The organism is Catenulispora sp. GAS73, from assembly GCF_041262085.1.
Lineage (GTDB): Bacteria > Actinomycetota > Actinomycetes > Streptomycetales > Catenulisporaceae > Catenulispora.
The window spans coordinates 66,532-85,755 of record NZ_JBGCCM010000041.1; the positions used below are offsets into that span (position 1 = coordinate 66,532).

At 70.0% G+C, this 19,224-nt stretch carries 19 protein-coding genes; 7 read left to right on the forward strand and 12 right to left on the reverse strand.

Annotated features, from left to right (window positions below):
- Nucleotides 1–186 precede the first annotated feature (186 nt).
- The gene (locus ABH935_RS42320; RefSeq protein ID WP_370383635.1) at nt 187–2,256 is read left to right on the forward strand and encodes a cell wall-binding repeat-containing protein; all 2,070 of its coding nucleotides are present in this window, start codon (nt 187–189) and stop codon (nt 2,254–2,256) included.
- A gap of 193 nt (nt 2,257–2,449) precedes the next feature.
- On the opposite strand, the gene ABH935_RS42325 is transcribed toward ABH935_RS42320, so the two are convergent.
- Entirely contained in the window at nt 2,450–3,892 is a 1,443-nt protein-coding gene (locus ABH935_RS42325; RefSeq protein ID WP_370383636.1) for a DUF4082 domain-containing protein, read from the reverse strand.
- Between the two features lie 185 nt (nt 3,893–4,077).
- Between ABH935_RS42325 and ABH935_RS42330 the strand changes: the two genes are divergently transcribed.
- Entirely contained in the window at nt 4,078–4,587 is a 510-nt protein-coding gene (locus ABH935_RS42330) for a pyridoxamine 5'-phosphate oxidase family protein (protein ID WP_370383637.1), read from the forward strand.
- On the opposite strand, the gene ABH935_RS42335 is transcribed toward ABH935_RS42330, so the two are convergent.
- From ABH935_RS42335 to ABH935_RS42370, 8 genes are all read right to left on the reverse strand, one after another.
- Nucleotides 4,577–5,185, reverse strand: coding sequence for a hypothetical protein (locus tag ABH935_RS42335; protein ID WP_370383638.1), 609 nt, complete (start codon nt 5,183–5,185; stop codon nt 4,577–4,579). The two genes, ABH935_RS42330 and ABH935_RS42335, sit on opposite strands and share 11 nt — an antisense overlap.
- Nucleotides 5,169–5,681, reverse strand: coding sequence for an RNA polymerase sigma factor (locus ABH935_RS42340; RefSeq protein ID WP_194909439.1), 513 nt, complete (start codon nt 5,679–5,681; stop codon nt 5,169–5,171). Before ABH935_RS42340 ends, ABH935_RS42335 begins: the two co-directional genes overlap by 17 nt.
- Nucleotides 5,682–5,721: 40 nt before the next feature.
- Nucleotides 5,722–6,375, reverse strand: coding sequence for a class F sortase (locus ABH935_RS42345; protein ID WP_370383669.1), 654 nt, complete (start codon nt 6,373–6,375; stop codon nt 5,722–5,724).
- A 53-nt stretch (nt 6,376–6,428) separates the two neighbouring features.
- Entirely contained in the window at nt 6,429–6,827 is a 399-nt protein-coding gene (locus ABH935_RS42350; RefSeq protein ID WP_370383639.1) for a sortase-dependent protein, read from the reverse strand.
- A 241-nt stretch (nt 6,828–7,068) separates the two neighbouring features.
- Nucleotides 7,069–7,515, reverse strand: coding sequence for a hypothetical protein (locus tag ABH935_RS42355; protein WP_370383640.1), 447 nt, complete (start codon nt 7,513–7,515; stop codon nt 7,069–7,071).
- A 58-nt stretch (nt 7,516–7,573) separates the two neighbouring features.
- A complete protein-coding gene (locus tag ABH935_RS42360) occupies nt 7,574–8,557 on the reverse strand; it encodes a hypothetical protein (RefSeq protein WP_370383641.1) in 984 nt (327 codons plus the stop codon).
- A gap of 230 nt (nt 8,558–8,787) precedes the next feature.
- Nucleotides 8,788–9,561 (reverse strand): peptidoglycan-binding protein, encoded by a 774-nt coding sequence (locus tag ABH935_RS42365; protein ID WP_370383642.1) that lies wholly within the window; start codon nt 9,559–9,561, stop codon nt 8,788–8,790.
- A gap of 103 nt (nt 9,562–9,664) precedes the next feature.
- Nucleotides 9,665–10,522 (reverse strand): peptidoglycan-binding protein, encoded by an 858-nt coding sequence (locus ABH935_RS42370; RefSeq protein WP_370383643.1) that lies wholly within the window; start codon nt 10,520–10,522, stop codon nt 9,665–9,667.
- 328 nt (nt 10,523–10,850) lie between these two features.
- On the opposite strand from ABH935_RS42370, the gene ABH935_RS42375 reads away from it, so the two are divergent.
- Nucleotides 10,851–11,009 (forward strand): LPXTG cell wall anchor domain-containing protein, encoded by a 159-nt coding sequence (locus ABH935_RS42375; protein WP_370383644.1) that lies wholly within the window; start codon nt 10,851–10,853, stop codon nt 11,007–11,009.
- Nucleotides 11,010–11,063: 54 nt separating this feature from the next.
- On the opposite strand, the gene ABH935_RS42380 is transcribed toward ABH935_RS42375, so the two are convergent.
- Both ABH935_RS42380 and ABH935_RS42385 read right to left on the reverse strand, forming a co-directional pair.
- Nucleotides 11,064–12,710, reverse strand: a complete 1,647-nt coding sequence (locus tag ABH935_RS42380; protein WP_370383645.1) for a cellulose binding domain-containing protein — start codon at nt 12,708–12,710, stop codon at nt 11,064–11,066.
- A complete protein-coding gene (locus ABH935_RS42385) occupies nt 12,704–13,765 on the reverse strand; it encodes a 3D domain-containing protein (RefSeq protein ID WP_370383646.1) in 1,062 nt (353 codons plus the stop codon). The genes ABH935_RS42380 and ABH935_RS42385 overlap by 7 nt, the downstream gene beginning before the upstream one ends.
- A gap of 448 nt (nt 13,766–14,213) precedes the next feature.
- On the opposite strand from ABH935_RS42385, the gene ABH935_RS42390 reads away from it, so the two are divergent.
- The 3 genes from ABH935_RS42390 (at nt 14,214) to ABH935_RS42400 (ending at nt 17,959) form a co-directional block, all read left to right on the forward strand.
- Nucleotides 14,214–16,055, forward strand: a complete 1,842-nt coding sequence (locus ABH935_RS42390; RefSeq protein WP_370383647.1) for a serine/threonine-protein kinase — start codon at nt 14,214–14,216, stop codon at nt 16,053–16,055.
- A gap of 381 nt (nt 16,056–16,436) precedes the next feature.
- Nucleotides 16,437–17,234, forward strand: coding sequence for a class I SAM-dependent methyltransferase (locus tag ABH935_RS42395; RefSeq protein WP_370383648.1), 798 nt, complete (start codon nt 16,437–16,439; stop codon nt 17,232–17,234).
- 122 nt (nt 17,235–17,356) lie between these two features.
- Nucleotides 17,357–17,959 carry a Rieske (2Fe-2S) protein gene (locus tag ABH935_RS42400; RefSeq protein WP_370383649.1) on the forward strand — a complete coding sequence of 201 codons (603 nt, stop codon included), beginning with the start codon at nt 17,357–17,359 and terminating at the stop codon, nt 17,957–17,959.
- 120 nt (nt 17,960–18,079) lie between these two features.
- Here ABH935_RS42400 and ABH935_RS42405 read toward each other — a convergent pair whose 3' ends face one another.
- Nucleotides 18,080–18,370: a winged helix-turn-helix transcriptional regulator gene (locus ABH935_RS42405; protein WP_370383650.1), complete on the reverse strand. Its 291-nt coding sequence runs from the start codon at nt 18,368–18,370 to the stop codon at nt 18,080–18,082.
- Nucleotides 18,371–18,642: 272 nt separating this feature from the next.
- On the opposite strand from ABH935_RS42405, the gene ABH935_RS42410 reads away from it, so the two are divergent.
- Complete coding sequence (locus ABH935_RS42410; RefSeq protein WP_370383651.1) at nt 18,643–19,203, forward strand: carboxymuconolactone decarboxylase family protein; 561 nt, start codon at nt 18,643–18,645, stop codon at nt 19,201–19,203.
- The last annotated feature ends 21 nt before the right edge of the window (nt 19,204–19,224 follow it).

Below are 19,224 nucleotides of genomic sequence, written 5' to 3' on the forward strand. Positions count from 1 at the left end.
GGCGCATCCTACTTCAGGATGCTGCGAAAATTAAGGATTCGCCACGGTTGTGCACCCCGGTGGGCTGGAAAAACGAACGGTCGAACATCTTCCCGTCCCGAGAATCTCGGCGCTAATCTGAGCCGCCCGCTTCAGAGGTTCTTGCGTCGCGGTCCGAAACCGCGGCACGGGGGAGGAAAGATCACTTTGACTCGCGATTCAAGGGCGGCCCGCGCCCTCACCGTGGCCGCCGCGGTCGGCGCCGCCACCGCCTCGGGTGTCTGGGGTCTCGCGGCACCGGCGGCGAACGCCGCGTCCGGAACACCGCACAACGGACAGCTCAACTACAGCCAGGGCCAGGTCTGGTACGCGGTCAACCCGGACGGTTCGGGGCAGCACATCGTCACCCCGTCCGGCACCGGCTTCAACCCGGTCGACCAGATCACCTCGCCGGTGTTCTCGCCCGACGGCACGAAGGCGGTGTTCCAGGACGGGTCCGACCTGTGGATCTCGAACGCCGACGGCACCGGGGCCCGGCTGCTGGACAAGGCGACCGGGCAGCCCGACAACGGCGTCAACCCGGCGGACCTCTACCCGCAGTTCCTGGACGACTCGACGGTCGTGTTCGGGCGGAACAACAACGGCGGCAACTTCCAGATCAAGACCGACGGCACCGGACTCACCGCGTACCAGGCGCCCGGCGGCCTGACCGGCCACCTGGTCTTCGGCCCCGGCGGCCTGGTCGCCGGCATCACGAGCGACGCGGTCACGTTCAACATCGGGGTCTTCGACCCGGCCACGTCCAAGGTCGCGACGATAGCCAACGCCGACTCGATCAGCTTCTCCCCGGACGGCAAGAAGATCGCCTACACGATGTACGGCGGCGGGCACGGCACAGCACAGATCGTCGTCGCGAACATCGACGGCACGTCTCCGAACGCGCTGACGCACGTCGCGGGCGCGACCTTCCAGCCGGTCTGGTCGCCGGACGGCACCGAGATCGCGTTCCAGGAGCAGACCTGGATCACGACCGGCAGCGGCAGCGGCTGGGGGCCCAACAACCTGGACGTGATCGCGGCCACCGGCGGGTCCCCGAATGCCATCATCACCGATGCCACAATCGGCGGGGGATACCTGGCCTGGGACAACGGACCGCTGTACACCGGTCCGTCGAACGCGCCGACCCCCTTCCTCCCGCCGGTGACCAAGCCCACGATCGACCGCCTCGGCGGCACCGACCGCGTCGACACCGCGGTGAAGGTCTCCGGCTACAACACCGCCGACCGCGGCACCCCCTTCTCCGACATGTTCGGCAACAGCGTCGCGAAGTCCGCGGTGATCGCCCGTGACGACCAGTTCGCCGACGCGCTGTCCGGCAACGCCCTGGCCGTGGCGAAGACCGGTCCGCTGCTGCTGACCGACCCGCACAAGCTCTCCCCGGAGGTCGCCAAGGAGCTGACCCGGATCCTGCCGCCCGGCTCCACCATCTACCTGCTCGGCGGCGAGAAGGCGCTGTCCCCGCAGGTGGCGGCGGACGTCACCGCTCTGGGCTTCAAGGTGGACCGGATCGGCGGCACCGACCGCTACGCCACCTCGGTGCGCATCGCGCAGACCATCGGCGGGACCCCCGGCAGCGTGGCCATCGCCACCGGCGACAACTTCCCCGACGCCCTCACCGCCGGCGCCGGCGTCAACGGCAACCACGCCTCCCCGCAGCTGGGCACCGGCGTGGTCCTGCTCACCCACGACGGCGTCATGCCGCCGGAGACCAAGTCCTACCTCGCCGGCATCAACCCCGATGTCAGCAAGGTCTACGCGGTCGGCGGCCAGGGCGTCACCGCGGTGGCCACCGGCGAGCCGAGCTGGCACGGCAAGGTCACCGACCTCGCCGGCCCCGACCGCTACGCCACCGCCGCCGCCGTGGCCGGAAGCGCGATGTTCCAGACCGAGAACGGCGGTCCACTGGTTCCGGGCATCGCCACCGGCCAGAACTGGCCGGACGCGCTGTCCGGCGGTGCCCTGACCGGTCGTTGGAACTCGCCGCTGCTGCTGGCCAGCGGCGCGACGCTGCCGGCGGCCGAGCTGTCCTGGCTCAAGCAGCACGCTCCGCTGACCCACATGGGCCCGAGCGCGCTGATGGGTGCGCTGCCGGTGTTCGGCGGCCCGGCCGCCGTGCCGGACAGCGTGATCAAGCAGGTCGGCACCGCGCTCTACGGCGCGGGCAAGTACGACGTCTTCGTCAACCGGCACCTGGCGACGATCGCGGGACCGTTCTAGTCGGCGCTGATCGGTCTAGATCGGCGCCCACTGAGGCTGCGGGCGTCCAGCAGGGTCCTGATTCTTCGGCCCCTCCTGGACGCCTTCGCCGTTCCCCGGCCCCGCTCAGGCCGAGCCCTCCAGCGCGATGAGCAGGGAGCGCAGGTCCTCGTTGGCACACCCGCGGCGTCCAGCAGCGCCGCACTCGTGTGAATCAGGACGCAGAGAACACCGCATCGACCCAGTAGTTGTTCCCGTTCCCTCCGGCGCCGGGGAACGTGGTCGAGCTCCCGTAGCCGTAGGTCCCGTCGCCTTGGCTGCTGGTGCTCGCCGGCGCGGTCAGCGGATAGGCCTGGTGCGGGTAGGAGAAGTAGCCGGCCGTGTAGGAGTACTTCCCGACCGGTGCGTGGTACGAGGCGACATACGTGGTCCCGGCGGTGACGGTCACCGGCGTCCCGAACGTCATGGTCTGCCAGCCGGTCGCGGTCTCGTTGCTAAAGGTGCCGGTCGCCAGAGCGGTGCCGGTGTTGCTCCAGAGAGTCCCCGTGTGAGTTCCGGTGTTCGTCGAACCCTTATAGAAGCGGATGCCCGTGACGGTCCCGTTGACTGCCGGGACGAAGCGGACGCCGAGCTCGACAGAGTTGGGGTCGGTGGAGTCCGTCACCGCCGGGGTCGCGCTGGACGAGAACAGCGAACAAGGACACGTATACGGCGGCGGAGTGGTGCCGACGGTGAAGTTCCAGGTGCTCGGTCCGGTCATCGCGTTGCCCCAGGCATCCGCGGCCTGGATCGAGGCGGTGTAGGTCGTGCCGGGCAGAAGTTGGGTGCCCGGAGTGAACGTCACGGTGCCGGAGTCCGCGCTGTACCCGAGGGTGCCGGGGACCTGCGTTCCGGCGGCGTCGGCCAGGCTGAACTGCACGCTGCCGCGGTCCACCGGCGCGGAGAAGGTCGCGCTGACCGTGCTCGTGCCGGGCACGTGGGTGGCGTTGTCGGCGGGGGTGTTGGCGGTGACCGTCGGCCCGGCGGTCGGTACGCCGCCGTCGTCGAAGACCACGTCGACCCAGTAGTTGGCGGCGTTGTAGCTGGAGTTCGGGAACGCCGTGGCGCCGGCGTCGCTGTAGACCCCATTGCCACCCGCAGAAGCGTCGGATGGCGCGGTGATCGGCGCTGTGCCGGCGGGGCCGTTCAGGAAGTAGCCGACGCTGTACGCGTAGTGCCCCTTCGGCGCGTAGTAGGACGCGATATAGGTGGCGCCGGCCTGCACAGGCGCCGGCGTGGAGAACATCAGCGTCTGCCAGCCGGAAGCGGTCTCGCCGGTGAACGTGCCGGTCGCCAGGAGCGTCCCGTCGGACGTCCACAGCGATCCCGTGTGCGTACCGGTGTTGGCGCTCGACTTGTAGAAGCGGACCCCCTGGATCCAGCCCGCCGCCGACGGCACCACCTTGACGCCGAGCACGACCGGGAAGTACGTGCCGGAATCAGGGTCGTCCGGCGTGGCGGCCGCCGGGAAGACGGAGCAGGCACACTGGGCCTCACTCTGCGCCCGCGCGGTTCCGCCCGCCATGATCTGGCCGCCCACCGCGGCCGCGACGGCCAGCAGGAGGGCGACGAAGCCCGCTCGGATGCGCGCACCCCGGCGCGATGTGGACGCGATCATTCCAGAACCCCCTCGATACGGGAACAACCCGCTCGGACCAGCGGGCACCGGCACCGACCCGGATATCCGAGCACAGTAGGCGAGACTCGGCGGCTAAGTAAGTATTCTGATATTGCGGGGTTCGTGCCAGTACGGCCGGGTGCCCCGCCAGGACAGCGATCACGAGCGGTGAAGGAGAGACACCGATGGCCCCGACCGAACCGACCACGGAGCTCCACCAAGGGTTCAGCGAGCCCGACGCCACTCCCCCGCCATGGACCGAGGTCTCGGAACTGCTGACGGACAGCGAGATGTTCTGGCTGGCGACGGTGCGCAAGGACGGACGGCCGCACGTGACGCCGCTGCCCGCCGTCTGGCTCGACGGGACGCTCCACTTCTGCACCGGCGCCCACGAGCAGAAGACCAGGAACCTGGAATCGAACCCGCACTGCGTCCTCACCGCGGGCCCCAACCAGTTCCGCACCGGCCTCGACGCGGTCGTCGAGGGGAACGCCGTCCGCGTCACCGACGCGCAGCGGCTGCCCCGGCTGGCCGCGCTGTGGAAGTCCAAGCTCGACTGGGACTACGACGTCACCGACGACGGGTTCCGCGACGAGTTCGGCAGGCCCGTCCTCGTCTTCGGCGTGAGCCCGGCGAAGGTCCTCGCGTTCAGCAAGAGCCCTTACAGCCAGACCCGGTACCGCTTCACGGCCTAGCGGTCGGTGTCGCGGAGATGCCAGGCCGGGTCGTGGGCACGCCCGAGGGCGAGGTGCTCGGCGGCATGAGGGCCGACGGCGCCTCAGTGGTGGGGGCGGTGTTGCCGGGCGGATTGCGAACGGGAGGCGACGGTTCGGAGGACCTGGTGGGGGGTGTGCTGGCGCTGGCCAAGGGGCCGGTCGAGGTGGCTGTCGTGCTTGGCGGTGTCGTAGGAGGCTGCGACGAGTGCGGCGCCGTGCCGGTCGTATTGCCGGTCGTGCGGCCGGTGGTCGCATCGCTCGTCGCGCCGGTGGTCGCATACGCCGGCGGAGCGAGCGGGGTCGCCGGTCCGGGCCCGGCGGCGCTGCCGGACGGCCACAGGGCGATGGTGATCGCGGTGGCCGTCATCGCCGCGCCCGCGCCGGCGGTGGCGACGGCGCGCACCAGGCGGCGGCGGGCGGCGCGGCGGCGGACCTGCTGGAACGTGCCGGGCGGCGGGGCGAGCACCGAGACGCCGGGGCGGAGCAGCACGGTCAGTTCGTCGTCGCCGGAGCCGTGGTCGCCGAAGTCGTCGAGGCCGTTGTCGTCGTCGTCCGCGGGCTCAATGAGTGTGATCAAGATGTCCTCCGAGTCCGGCGCGCAGGAGTTCCCGTGCCGCGTGTAGATCGGATTTGACCGTGCCTTCTTTTCGCCTGGTCAGCCGGGCGATCTCGCGGACCGGGAGGTCGGCGTAGTAGTACAGCAGAACCGGGGTGCGCAGCCGCTCGGGGAGCGACCGGACCAGCATCCGCACCGGAACGGAGGCGTCGGCGCCGTCCCGGTTCAGGGCCAGCGCCGCCTCGGTCGTCGCCTCGCGCAGCGCCCGGCGTTCGCGGTCCAGCTTGCGCCAGTGGTCGCGGACCAGGTTCGCGGCCGTGACGTACAAGAACCCGCGCGGCTCCCGCACCGCTGTCCAGTGTCCCCACAGGCGTGTGAACGCCTCGGAGGCGATCTCGTGGGCGGTGCCGTCGTCGTCGACGAGACGACGGCACCAGCCGGCGAGGCCGGGATAGAGATCGGTGAACAAGTCGGACGCCGCCCGACTCTTCTCTCCGGAATCCTTGAACCGGCTCAACTCTCTCCAGGTGCTCGGTACGTGACGGGGCCCGTCGGCCCTATCCCGTGGTGGTGCCGGTCAGGGACGCGAAGACCAGCACGTTGTCGAGGTAGCCGTCGCTGGTGCGCGGGCCCCCGCACGTGATCAGACGCAGTTCCGGGCGGTTGACGTTCCCGTAGACCTGCTGGGTCGGGAACTGGTCCTTGGCGACCGTCCGGACGGAGTTCACGGTGAAGTCCGCCGAGACCCCGTCCTGCAGCCGGACCACCACGCGGGATCCGGCGCGCAGCCGGTCCAGATGCAGGAAGACGCCGTCGCCGTACTGGCCGACCGTCACGTGACCGAGGAGCACCGACGGCCCGGTCTGCCCGGGAGTGGGCGACCCGTCGTACCAACCGGCGGGGCTCTTCGCCTCGATCGGGGGAACCTGCACCGTGCCGTCGGCGGCGAGGCCGAGCGACATCACCGGAGTGTCGACGCCGATCTCGGGGATCTGCAGCCGTACCGGAACGGAGCGCGCGATGGCACCGGCCGCCGACGAGCCCGACAAACCACCCGCAGGGCTGCCTGGGGAGCTGCCTGCGGAGCCGTCAGCCGAACCGCCTCCGGTGGAGGCGGACACCACGCCCGGGTTCGTCCCAGTCCCGCCGGCAGACCTCCCAGTCCCACCGGCGGGGGTTCCCGAAGCCGCGGCGCAGCCGGAAGCCAGCATCAAGGCGGCCAGCAGAGCGGGCCACCCGCGCGTCCAGACCGGCGGCCGCAAGATCAGCCCCGGCCCTTGAGCCTGCGGCGGGCCACCACGGTGCCCGTGCCGCCGAGCAGCACGGCCAAGGAGCCGCCGATCGCCGCCTCCGCACCGTGGCCGTTCGACGACGCCGTCGGCACGCCGGTGTTCGGCGCGCCCGAGGGAACGGCGCGGATCTGGCCGCCCTGCGGGGAAGTCGTCGACGGCGCCGCGCTCGGCTCGGCGGACCGGTCCGTGGTGGGCGGGTAGGAAGGCACGGCGGTGGGCGCGGCAGCACGAGTGCTGGGCGCGGTCGTGGGCGGCGTGGAGGCCGAAGCGGACGGCTGGCCGGAGCCGCCGTCGGCGAACGCCGACTCTGCTCCGGCTCCGGCGAGCACCGTGGCGAAGGCCAGGACGGTGAACAAACTCCGTGTACGCATGAGGGTCTCTCTCTTCGATCGATCCATGGTGGATCCGTCAGTGCGGAACCACGCGAAGAGACGACCGGGGCATGGGGCCGGTTGTAAAGCGTTGGCAAAGAAACCTTAGCGCCTGGCAGGAGCCATGATTTTTGGCGCGAGCCGCGGCTGACAGCCTCAGGATTCGACGAATTCGACAGATTCTTTGGCTTTCACGGCTTTCGCCGTATCCGCGACCTTCGCGGGCTTTTCGGACGACAGGCTAGCGCCCGAGGTTGATGCCCCCGGCGACGTCGTCGGCCTGAACCACGTTCCCGCGCGCCGACCCGCTGAACGTCTTGGTGTTCGTGATGGTGACCGACGCGGCACGCGGCGCGTCGAGGAGCATCGGCAGGCCGCCCACGGCCTCGGCGAGCTCGGGACGCGCGGCGATCTGCCCGGCGAGGTAGCCGGCCCAGAACAGCCGCATCCGATCGGCACGCTCGGGTTCCGGCCCGTCCCCGGCGACGGCGAGCGCCTGCTGCCTAGCCAGATCAAGCTCGGTACCGGCAGCTTCGAGTGCTGCGACACTCGGGCCCGACGGGCCGTCTTCAGCCCGATGCCGCGCCCAGAGCCGGGACAACGCGGTGCGAACCTGGCTCCAGGAGTCGGAGACGATCGCAGTGACCAGAGACTGCGCGCCGGGCATGACCACATTCGTCAGATCCACGCTTCGATGGTACGCAGCCGGAGTATTCGGACTCCAGGCTGAGGCCACGGGATTATGCCTACGCGCAATCCGGCACCTGAACCCCGCGCGCGAAACTGATGTAGTGGTCTGCGACCCACCACAGCCGGTCCACGTAGTAGATCTGGAACCAGCCGGTCGAGTTCACGTGCCCGGTGTCCAGGCGCTCGTGCGTCATCCGGCCGTGGTCGGTGTGGCAGACAACCTCGACCAGGTCGCCGTCGTGGCGTGGGCCCGTGGATCCGTTGAGGGAGAACGGTGTCGGGAACACCAGGACGCCGATCGAGCCGCCGTGGCCGTTGTTCGCATCCTGATTCCAGGTGCGCACGATCTTGCCCGAGACCGTCTTGGGCGGTGCGGAGGTCACCAATACGGCGGTCTCCGGGTGGCTGATCGGGGCCGCCGCCTTGGACTGTGACTGCGGCTGTGGCTGCGACTGCGAATGAGTGCCGCCGATGAAGGCGAACGCGCCAACCGCCAGAACCACAACAGCGGCGCCCGCGATCGACGCCGGCAGCGGCAGCGACCGCCGCCGCTTCACCGGCACGGGTACCGGCAAAGGCATCGCCACAGGCACCACAGCCTGCGACGCGAGACTCGTTTCCGCCCTCGGTGCCAGCTCCATGACCGACGCCAGCACCGCGGTCCCCGCCGAAGCCGGCTGTCGAACCGCCGGCAAAGCGGCGGCCGCGGCCGACTCTCCCCGAGCCCTCGCCTGCCATTCCTCTTGCGCGGCCTGCCATCGCGCCTGGAACGGAGCGGGATCGACGTCCAGCGCGCACAGCAGACCCTCGTAGTACGACCAAGCCGGCAGGCTCTGGTCCTTCGCCGCCGGATCGGGCGTCAGGATGCGGGACAGCGTCGCCTTCGCCAAAGTCCCGCGGCCGGCGCGGATATTGCGGCTGTCCAGGAGTGTGAACGACGGCGAACCGGCACCCTGGTGCACGGCTCGGATCTCCAAAGTGAACGCCCGCGTCAAGGGCGGCACGGCCTCATCGAGGTCCTTCAAAGCGCGCGCGGCCATGTCACCCGTCCCGTATCAACAGTGCGCGTCAGCTAGAAATCGCCATTGCGCTCCGGAGGAGGAGCGTCCCCGCAGCGATGGCGCAGTCACTCTACGGCCCCGTTCGCTTGCGCAGCGCCATAACGGCTGAACTGTTTACAAACTCTTTGGACGGCTGAGGGTCCCCGGTGCCGCAGTCGCACCGGGGACCCCCGAGACCAGCTATAACTCACCGACAGCTGAGTACTTGCCTACCAGTCCCGGGCCGGAGCCGCGACGGTCGGCACGTGGCCGCGGTAGAACCCGGAGCCCCAGCCGTAGTGCGAGGCGGCCCACGGCGAGCTCCAGATCGCCTTCTCAGTCACCGCCGGCGAAGCGGACGCCCGCAGGTCGGCGGTGATGTGGCCGTAGTCGGCCGGGCCGCCGTTCAGGTTCGCGGCGACGAAGTGCGCGGCCACGACCAGGTTCGGGTAGGCGCCCAGGCCCGCGCCGCCGCCGGAGCCCAGGCCGTTGTTCAGCGGGTTGTTCCGGTCGAACCAGTTCGAGGGCGGCTCCTCGCTGGCCATCCACTGCACCATCGTGGTGATGTTGTTCGAGCTCTGCGCCCAGCCGCCGTCGGACAGGACCAGGCGGGCGAAGTCGTAGTTGGTCGAGCGGCCGTGGGTCGGCGGGGGCGGGGTGCCGCCGCCTTCCAGCGACGCCTTGGTCGCCGGCCCGACTATGCCGTCCACCGACAGGCCGTGGCCGGACTGGTAGTTCTTGACCGCGGCCAGGGTGGCCGGGCCGAAGTCGCCGTCCACGCCGATGTGCGCGCCGTTCTTGTTCAGCAACTGCTGAAGCTCGGTGACGCAACCGCTGATCTGGCCGTAGGAGATGTCGGCCGGGCAGGCCGAGGACGTGAGGTTGATCGGAGCCGGCACGGAAGCGGCGATCGCTGTGCCGGCGGTGACGGCGACGCCGGCGATCGCTGCGACGGTCGCGGCGACGGCGAGTCTGAGGCGGGACTTGCGGCTGCCCAGGTTCATGGCAGGACCTTTCGTTGCGGAGAAGTGCAGGGAAAAGTGCATGGCTGTGGCGCTGGAACTGGTGCGGGGATTGGTTCAGAGCGGATCGGAGCGGATCACCGGATCAGTACCGGTAGTAGCCGATGAGACGGCCGCCGGCCGAGATCGAGTCGGTCTCGATGTAGGTACCGGTGTCCAGGGCGTCGATCATCTTGCCGCCGCCGATGTAGATGCCGACGTGCTCGGGGCTGCCCGCGTCGGAGCCGAAGAAGGCGAGGTCGCCGGGGGCCGGAGTGGAGACCCGGTGTGTCCGGGCGATCTGCCCCGAGGTGCCGTCCGGGCCGAAGACGTCGCGGCCGTAGGCGAGGTCGTAGACCCAGCGCACGAAACCGGAGCAGTCCACCGAGATCTGGCCGTTGTGGCCGAGGGTGTGGTTGGCGGTCGCGGTCCAGCAGGCGGGGTCCCCGCCGGCGGCGGCGCAGTCCGCCGGGCTCGGGCCCGGGTTGGAGGTGTGCCCGCCGTCCCAGCCGTACGGCACCCGGCCGCCGCCCCAGCCCCGCTCGGCCTTGCCGGCTTCGATGGCCCGGGCGTAGTCGACGACCTTCGCCTGGCCGCCGCCGGTGGGCGGCGGGGGCGGGGTGCTGCCGCCGTCGAGCGAGGCCTTGGTGGCGGGCCCGACGATGCCGTCGACCGACAGCCCGTGGCTGGACTGGTAGCTCTTGACGGCCGCCAGCGTCGCGGGACCGAAGTCGCCGTCGACGCCGATGTGCGCGCCGTTCTTGTTCAGCAACTGCTGAAGCTCGGTGACACAGCCGCTGATCTGGCCGTAGGAGATGTCGGCCGGGCAGGCCGAGGACGTGAGCTTGATCGGAGCCGGCACAGACGCGGCGTTCGCGGTCCCGGCGGCGAGGGCGACCCCCGCGATCGCCACGGCCGACACGGCGGCGACTTGGACGCGGGTTATTCGGCGACGCAGATTCACAGAAGTACCCTTCGTGGGCTGACGGACGATCCGGTGACAAAGAATCGCCGTCGGCCGGATCCCGGCACAACGCTCTGGCCCGTTCGCCCCGCGACTCGGAACGTTTCATTGTTCCGACCTGGCCGAACGCGGCCGCGACGAGGCCGGCGCGACGCCGGAGGAATTGCCGTCGCCCCCTCGTCCCGCATCCCGATAAGGTTGCCGCCCGACAGAGGGCTGACAAACAACAGGAGGGGAACTCGCTTGGCGATCACCAGCTGGGTCAGGGCCGCGCAGGTCGGCCTGGTCATCGGCGTCATGGTTCTGGTCGCCGGGATCTGGCTCATCGATGAAGGGCCACCGCGACGCGGCCGTCCCCCCGGTGATGGTCATCATCGGTGTCGCGCTGGCCGGGACGGCGGCCGCCCTCTGGCGGCGCAAGCGCGAGCGGCCCTTCGAGTTCCAGTTCGCGCCGTTCCACATCACCGAGGACCTCGACAAGAAGTGACGAGGGACCGCCGGCGACCCGGCAGCCCCTCGTGGTATCAGTCGCCGATCGCGATCAGCCCTGGTAGGGCGCAATCATCTTGGAGAACTCGTACGGCGTCTGCGTGATGTCAGTGCACTTCGACAGCGACCCGGTGCAGGCGTTGCCGTCCCGCGTCACGTCCCAGAACGCCAGCTCGCCGAGGTGCTGCTGCTGCGCGAACGTGAGCAGCTGCTGCATGTCGCTCTGGTAGAACACCTCCGAGGAGTTGTCGTTCTGCCCGATCATCGGCGTCACCCCGATCATGTTCCACACCTGCGCCGAGGTGAGGGACGGGTACAGCGGCGTCAGCTGGCCGTACAGCGACTGCGCCGTTTCGATGGCGTACTTGCCCATCTGGCCGCTGGGGTTGGGCGCCTCGACGTCGCCGAAGTCCATGGCCATACCGTTCACCGTGCTGATCTTGGCGCCGTACTTGACCGCCGACCGCACGACGTAGAGCCCGTCGGAGGTGAGGCCGGAGGGCAGGATCGGCAGCGTCAGCGTGACGGTCAGCGTCTTGCCGGCCGCCGCGGCGCTCTGCTGGAGAGCGGCGATCGCCTGGGAACGACGGTCGATCGAGGCGGGGTCGGCGACCGCGGAGCCCTCGATGTCGAAGTCGATCTGGGTGAGGTTGTAGGCGGTGATCGCCGACTGGTAGGCGGCGGTCAGGGACGGCACGTCGGTGCACGACTGCGCCAGCTCGGTGCCCGCCTCGCCGCCGAACGACGGCTTCACGTCGCCGCCGATCGCCCGCAGGCTCGCGATGTCCGACTGCTCGAAGCCGGCGGACATGGCGTAGGCGTTGAACCAGCTGGGAGTGCAGGCGGCGGTGCCGTTGACGATGAAGCCGAGGGAGAACTGGCGCAGCCCTGTGGTCTCGGCGATCTGCGTGAGGTTCGGCGTCGGCCAGGCGCCGATGTCGACGAACGGCGCGGCGACGCCGGGCAGGTGCCCGCCGCCGGTGCTCGCCAGCGTCGTCGCGCTCACCGCGCCGCTGGCCCCCGACAGGTTCCCGGCCTCGTCGTACGCGCGGACGGTGAACGAGTACGACGTCGAGGGCGACAGCCCGGTGACGGTCGCCGCGGTACCCGGAGAGGTGGCGACGATCTTCGAGCCCGAATACACGTCGTACCCGGCGACCGAGACGTTGTCGGTGGACCCGTTCCAGGACAGGGACGCCGCGGTCGAGGTGGTGCTCAGCACCGTCAGTCCGGACGGCGCTGTCGGAGGCTTGACGTCCGCGCTGCCGTCACAGGGGTCTGAGTTGAGCAGACAGGCCGACGGATCCGCGTAGGTGCCGGAGTTGCTGGCGTCGAAACCGATGGTGATCGAGGCCCCGGCCGCGATCGTGGTGTCGTAGGACTGCCCGACGACAGTGTGCGTGGTGCCGCTCACGGTGTCGGTGCCGCCCCAGATGCTGGTGATCTTCTCGGTGGCCGGCAGGCTGAACTGGAGCGACCAGGTGTTCAGCGGGACGGCCATCGGGTTCGTGATCACGTACTGCGCCTGGAAGCCGCTGCCCCAGTCGGAGGTCTTGGAGTAGACCGCGGTGGGAAGAGGGGTCGCGGCGGCCGGCGCGGCCAAGGCGGCCGAGGCGATTGGCGGAGACAGGGTGAGACCACCCACGAGCAGGGCGCCGGTGGCCGCGCCGATCAGGCTTCTCCGTATGGCTTTCAGCATGGTCCGTCGTCCGTCCAGACGTTCTGGGAGTTGGCGCCGGGCACGTCGCCCTGGGTCCACCACTTCGCGGTCCAGGTGTGGCCGCCGTAGCTGACGGTCGCGCCGCCGGTGTAGGCCGTGGCGGAGTTCCACGGCGCCGTGGTGCACGCGCCGGCGGAGCTGCTGGGTGCGGAGGTCGGCGGCGAGCTGGAAGGGCTCGACGGCGGCGGGGTAGGTCCGCTGAACGGGTTCGCGATGATGGTGACCGTGCGGTGCTGCACGCCCCAGCCGTTCGCCTGCGATCCGGGCAGCCAGACGTCGACGGTGTCGTTCTGGATCCAGGTGCCGATGTCGGCGGCGTAGCAGGTGCCGTAGCCGGGCACGGTGAAGTACGTGCCCCACGGGATCACCCGCGGGTCGACCGCACAAACGCCGAGCCCGGCTTGGTAACCCGAGGCCGTGTTCCCGCCATCGTTGTAGGACGTCACCATCATCGTCACGGTGCTGCCGACCGGCGTCTGCCACGGCACCACCGCGCCGTCGGAGTCCAGCTGGTAGGGCGCCGACATCTGGCCCAGCGAGGAGTCGGACCCGCTCTGGTCGCTCATAGCCTCGAAGGAGTAGTAGGCGTTCTGGCACGGCGCGGTGTCGACCGCGGTGAGGGCGGGCTGGCCCCAGTCGGTGACCCACGCGACGGCCTGGCCGTTGCGCCACACCCGGTAGGCCTGCGCGCCGGCCACGCGGTTGAAGGTGATGTTGACCTGGCCACCGGTGAGCGTGCCGGTGACACCGCCGGGGGCGGCGAGCCGAGCGGAGAAGTTCACCGGCTGCGCGGTCTGCAACGGCGGCACCCACGGGGTGTCCGTCCGCGGCGGCGGGGTGACGTTGGTCCAGAACGGACAGGTGGGCAGCGAGGACGTGCCGTCGGCGCGCGCCTGCTGCGCGGCCGCGGCCGAGACGGCGCCGAGGGCCGCGACCGTCAAGGCCACCGCGCCCAGCAACGCGCGCATGCGGGGGCCGGGCCGGCGGCTCGGGGCGTGGCGGGGTATTCGTCGCCTGATGGGGAACAGGCTCATGGTGTGCTCCCAAGGACGTCGGACGGGGGATGGCTCCGGAGCCGCAGGGCACATAATTGGACTAGACCACAGGGCTGTCAAGGGAATCAGGACCCTTGCGCCGCCACAAGGGTCGGGCAAGGGAGTCTGCGGGTTTTCGCACCGGTTCGCACCGGGGTTGCCGGGTGGCGACGGCGGGGCGGCGGCGGCGCGACCGGGGTGTCGGCGGCACCGACGGCGGCGCGGCCGACGGCCGTCGAGGCCGCGTGTAGTCCTGCGGAGGCTACCGAGCGCTGCGGAACGCTCACAGCGGCGGCATGAAAGGTAACCCGCAATCACCGCGTCCAGCCTGGTCACCGGCCTCGCGGACCGCTACGATCCGGCCGACGTATCGATCCGGATTCGGGCGGCGAGATCGTCGCCAGCACGTTCTATTCCGCTGATACGCTGCGCTCGAAAATCAGCGGCCATGAGGCAACAACCAGGGGGATTCACGTTGTCTGGCTGGACCGTTCCCGGCTACACGGAAACCGGGATACTAGGCGCCGGTGCGACCGGCAGAGTGGTGTCGGCCGTCCAGGACGCGACCGGCACCGAAGTGGCGATCAAGTATCTGGCTGCGCGGTACGTCGAGGACCCCGAGTTCGTCGAGCGCTTCCGCGCCGAGGCCGCGCTCCTGGCCGAGATGCGGCACCCGAACGTCGTCCAGCTCTTCGAGTACGTCGAGTCCGAATTCGGCTCGGCGATGGTGATGGAGATGGTCGCCGGGCCGACGCTGTACCGGGTGCTGCACGAGACCGGCCCGATGATGCCGGAGGCGGCGCTGTCCGTGATGCGCGGCTCGCTGCTGGGCCTGGGCGCCGCGCACGAGATGGGCATCGTCCACCGCGACTACAAGCCGTCGAACGTCCTGCTCAACGCCTACGGCCTCAGCAAGCTGGCGGACTTCGGCGTCGCCGAGCGCGCCGAGCCGAGCCCGGTCACCGAGCCGGACCCGGACGCCACGACCCCGGCCGGCGTCGGCACCCCCGCGTACATGGCGCCGGAGCAGTGGGACGGAGCGCCGGCCCAGCCGGTGACGGACATCTACGCGGTCACCGCCTCGTTCTTCGAGTGCCTGACCGGACGGGTCCCCTACTCCGCCGACACGGTCTACGAACTGCAGGAGAAGCACCGCACCGCGCCGATCCCGTTGGCCGAGGTCCCCGCCGAGGTACAGCAGCTGATCGCGCACGGCCTGGCGAAGGACCCCTCCGAGCGGCCGCAGGACGTGTGGTCGTTCGTCGCGGAGATCGAGCGCGCGGCGACCGACGTCTACGGCGTGGAGTGGGAGGAGCGCGGACGGCAGGAGATCGTCCTCGTGCTCTGGCCGCTGCTGGGGCTGCTCGCCCCGGCCGCCGGCGGAGGCGGCGGTGGCGCGGGCGGGCTGAACTCGCTGGGCCTGAACCCGGCCCCCGAGAGCCAGGACCCGCCGCACGAAGGCGGCCCCGGCGGCTCCGACCCCGACGGCTACTGGACCGAGGACGACTGGCACGCACCCCGCCGCCGCCTGCCGGACAAGGTCAAGATGAGCGCCTTCGCCGCCGGCGCGCTGGCGCTCATCCTGCTCATCGCGGCGGTAGCTGTCGCCGGCGGCAACAAGACCAAGCACCGGTCCGACCCGCCGACCGGGACGTCGGTGGTGTTCACGCCGACCGCGACCCCGCCGACCGGCACGCCGACCAGCAACGACTCGGGCGCCGCCCCGACGCTCAGCAGCTCCAGTTCGTCGAGCTCATCGAGTTCATCAAGCTCGTCGAGTTCCAGTTCCAGTTCCAGCTCGTCGTCCAGCCCGGGTTTCAGCTCCCTGCCGAGTTCGAGCTCCAGCTCGCCCTCGTCGGCGGCGAGCCTGCCGTCGCACAGTTCCCCGACGTCGCCGAGCTCGGCCTCGAAGAGCAGTCCGTCGACGAGCTCCAGTAGTTCGACGCCGACCACGCCTTCGACGAGTTCTTCATCGCCGCCGCCGCCCAAAATCACCGTCCAGGTCACCGTGGCCAGCGACCCGCCGGGACAGTGCACTGCCACCTATGTGGTTGTGTTCTCGGTCGGGGATGTGCCGAGCGGCTTCGTGGTCATCAACTACACCTGGCATCTCGCGGACGGCGGCACCGTCGTCGCAAGGCCGATAACGCTGAAGAGCAACTCATCGCAGCGTGCCACGACGACCGAGAACCCGGGCAGGTCCGAAGAAGGCAGCGTCTCCGTGTCATGGTCTGCCGATGGGATCGGCGGCAACGCATCGGCGCCTGTAAGCATCACCTGCCTCACATAGCGAGGGGATCAGCCGGCCCGAACCAGCGCCCCAGCGCCGCGTCCGGTGAGTCTGGCGCGTCCAGAACCAGCAGCTGCCCGCGTCCGGAACGCTGCCGCTCGGCCAGCCGTACCTCGCCGGTCGTGCCGTCGGCGCCGTCATGTCACTGAGCCAGCGGTTGGCGTCGTGGTGCTCGGCGAGCTTTGGCGACCGCGGCGTCCCGCGATACTACCGAACGGTAGGCATGACCAGCGGGAAAGCGAACCTCAACGCTGCCGGACGGCGTCGTCGCAGACAGCACGAAAATGGGGTTCTCCCGGTAGTGGACAGAGGTTGTCGGCCTTCAATCAATGCTCTTACGATCCCGCATCGCAACCCTGATTCCGGGCATGGAGGGGAACAATGGGGAATGACGTGGTGCTGGCCGCCGACTATTCAACCGGCGTCCTGAGCAAGGACACCCCCACCGAGTACGAACGGATCCACCTGCTCCAAGACTGGATAGACCCTGAGACCCGTGAAGTGATCTCGAAGATCGGCGTCCAGCCGGGCTGGCGCTGCCTGGAGATCGGGGCCGGGGCGGGGTCGGTCGCGAACTGGCTCGCCGACGAGTGCGCTCAGGGTTCTGTCACCGCCGTAGACATCGACGCGCGCTACCTGAACGACCTGAACCGTCCCAACCTGCGCGTGCTGGAGGGCGATATCGGTGCGATGAGCTTCGAGCCGGGCTCGTTCGACCTCATCCACGCGCGCCTGACGTTCTGCCACCTCCCGAACCGCAACGAAGTCCTGGCCGACGCGGTGCGCTGGCTGGCGCCGGGCGGGTGGCTGGTCATCGGCGACCTGTTCAGCTTTCCCGAGGAGTTCTCCACCTATGAGCTCAGGCGACGGTTCCTCAGCGGCATGGCGAAGCTGTACCAGGCTCAGGGGTCGGACATGGCGTGGGCGCCGACGATGCCGTCGCGGATGGGACAGGAGGGGCTGCGGACGATCGGCACGCGGATGATGGCGAACAACGTCGGCGACGGCAGCGCCTACGACCGCTTCTCGCTGGTGAACACCCGGCAGCACTGCGTGTATCTCGTGGAGCGCGGGCTGCTCACCATGGAGGAGATGGACCGCCTGGTGGCACAGTTGGACGACCCGACGTTCCTGGAACTCCGGACGATCACCATCTACGCCTGGGGGCAGCGTCCCTGAGCCGATCGGACCGCGCGGCGGCCGGCGGTCCGGGGATCCCTTGAACCGAACGGTACTCGCCGAACGTGTCGGTACAGAACTTGCCAACGCAGACGCCACAGACACAGGAGACGATCCCGACGATGACAACCGTTGATCTCGCCACCGCTCAGACTGAACCCGTCACGCCCCAGCCCCCATCGCCGGACGAGCCCGCGTGCCTCTCGCACCCCGACGGCACCCGCCGCCGGGCCCTGCTCGGCGGCATCGTGGTGGCCGCCGGCGCGTTGTGCGCGGCCTGCTCGTCCTCGAAAAGCAGCCCCGCCGCCTCCGGCACCGGCACCGGCAGCACGTCGTCCGCCGCCGGCAGCAGCACGTCGTCGGCCGGATCCGCGAGCTCTAGCAGCGGATCCGCCGCGTCGTCCACTACCTCCGGCGCGTCCACGTCCACCGGCGCGGCCGCAGCCCTCGCGCCCACCTCGGCCGTCCCGGTCGGCGGCGGCACCATCCTGACGGACCAGAAGATCGTCCTGACCCAGCCCACCGCGGGGACCTACAAGGCCTTCACCGCGGTCTGCACGCACATGGGCTGCACCGTCTCCGCCGTCGAGAACGGCCTGATCGCCTGCCCCTGCCACGGCAGCCGCTACCACATCGCCGACGGCTCAGTGGCGAACGGCCCCGCGACCCAGGCCCTGGCCCCGATCAACATCACCGTCGCGAACGGGCAGATCACACAGGCCTGAGGATACGACACCTCGCCCCAGGTCTGTGCGGTGACCTGGGGCTTTCTGGTGCGGTGACGGGGTGGGGCAGCGGGTGAGGACCGGACTCGGACCGACGCGCGGTCATGTTCGGCCCACCTCCTACCGATCGCGCGCCACGCGATCCAGCTCGTCGGCCCAACGGTCGGCCCACCCCACCAGGCCCCGCAACTCGTCGAAGACCTCTCGACCGAGCGCGGTCAGCTGGTAGGCGCCGGCTGCGTCGCGATCGACGAGCAGCGCCTCCTGGAGCTCGGTGAGCCGCTGCTGGAGGACGCTGGAGGACATGGCGTCGCAGCGGTGCTGGAGCGGGCGGAAGCCGAGCGGACCGTCGCGCAGCTCCCAGAGGACGCGCAGGATCCAGCGGCGGCCGAAGAGGTCGAGGGCTGCCATGAGGGGGCGGCCGGTGGTCGAGCCTCGGACGGGATGGTGGGGGCGGGGGCTCGGCGGCTCCTGGTCTGGCTTCGGCTCCTGGTCTGGTGCCGGCTCCTGGTCTGGTGCCGGTTCCTGGTCTGGTGCCGGTTCCTGGTCTGGTGCCGGTTCCCGGTCTGGCTTCGTCGGCATCCGCGGTCCCGATCTCTGGTGTGGTGCTTCGGAAACAGAAACGCTACTCTGCCCACAGCGCTTCGATAATCAAAGCACTCGCGAGGGAGGAGCCCACCGCCATGGCCACCCGGATCCCACCCCTGACAGCGCCCTACCCCGACCCGGCGGCCGCGATCCTGCGGCGCATGATGCCCGGCGACGAGGAACCCATCGCCCTGTTCCGCACCTTCGCCCACCACCTCCCGCTCTCGGAGGCGCTGAACGGCTGGGGCGCCTACCAACTCAGCCGGAAACTCAGCCTGAGCCTGCGTGATCGGGAGATCGTCATCGACCGGACGTGCGCGCGGTGCGGCTGCGAGTACGAATGGGGCGTGCACGTTGCGCGGTTCGCGGTGCGCGCCGACCTGACAGACGCGCAGATCAGCTCCCTGACGCACGGCTCCAGCACCGACGCGTGCTGGACCGACGAGCGCGACCGCCTCCTCATCGACACCGCCGACGCCCTGCACGACGCCAACGACATCGACGACGCGCTGTGGACCCGCCTCGACGCCGAGTTCAGCCACGAACAGCTCCTCGACCTGCTGATGCTCTGCGGCTGGTACCACGCCATCAGCTTCACCGCCCGGGCGACCAGACTCGCACCGGAGCCGGGAGCGCCGCGCTTCGCCGGGTTCTAGACCGCGACGACGCGCCCGAAG

What these genes read in the sequence shown, in the direction of transcription:
- ABH935_RS42365 (WP_370383642.1), bottom strand. Translation starts at nt 9,561, where the DNA reads ATGAACCTGGGCAGCCGCAAGTCCCGCCTCAGACTCGCCGTCGCCGCG.
- ABH935_RS42375 (WP_370383644.1), top strand. Translation starts at nt 10,851, where the DNA reads ATGAAGGGCCACCGCGACGCGGCCGTCCCCCCGGTGATGGTCATCATC.
- ABH935_RS42345 (WP_370383669.1), bottom strand. Translation starts at nt 6,375, where the DNA reads ATGCTGGCTTCCGGCTGCGCCGCGGCTTCGGGAACCCCCGCCGGTGGG.
- ABH935_RS42330 (WP_370383637.1), top strand. Translation starts at nt 4,078, where the DNA reads ATGGCCCCGACCGAACCGACCACGGAGCTCCACCAAGGGTTCAGCGAG.
- ABH935_RS42410 (WP_370383651.1), top strand. Translation starts at nt 18,643, where the DNA reads ATGGCCACCCGGATCCCACCCCTGACAGCGCCCTACCCCGACCCGGCG.
- ABH935_RS42400 (WP_370383649.1), top strand. Translation starts at nt 17,357, where the DNA reads ATGACAACCGTTGATCTCGCCACCGCTCAGACTGAACCCGTCACGCCC.
- ABH935_RS42395 (WP_370383648.1), top strand. Translation starts at nt 16,437, where the DNA reads ATGGGGAATGACGTGGTGCTGGCCGCCGACTATTCAACCGGCGTCCTG.
- ABH935_RS42390 (WP_370383647.1), top strand. Translation starts at nt 14,214, where the DNA reads ATGAGGCAACAACCAGGGGGATTCACGTTGTCTGGCTGGACCGTTCCC.
- ABH935_RS42360 (WP_370383641.1), bottom strand. Translation starts at nt 8,557, where the DNA reads ATGGCCGCGCGCGCTTTGAAGGACCTCGATGAGGCCGTGCCGCCCTTG.
- ABH935_RS42380 (WP_370383645.1), bottom strand. Translation starts at nt 12,710, where the DNA reads ATGCTGAAAGCCATACGGAGAAGCCTGATCGGCGCGGCCACCGGCGCC.
- ABH935_RS42405 (WP_370383650.1), bottom strand. Translation starts at nt 18,370, where the DNA reads ATGGCAGCCCTCGACCTCTTCGGCCGCCGCTGGATCCTGCGCGTCCTC.
- ABH935_RS42350 (WP_370383639.1), bottom strand. Translation starts at nt 6,827, where the DNA reads ATGCGTACACGGAGTTTGTTCACCGTCCTGGCCTTCGCCACGGTGCTC.
- ABH935_RS42385 (WP_370383646.1), bottom strand. Translation starts at nt 13,765, where the DNA reads ATGAGCCTGTTCCCCATCAGGCGACGAATACCCCGCCACGCCCCGAGC.
- ABH935_RS42325 (WP_370383636.1), bottom strand. Translation starts at nt 3,892, where the DNA reads ATGATCGCGTCCACATCGCGCCGGGGTGCGCGCATCCGAGCGGGCTTC.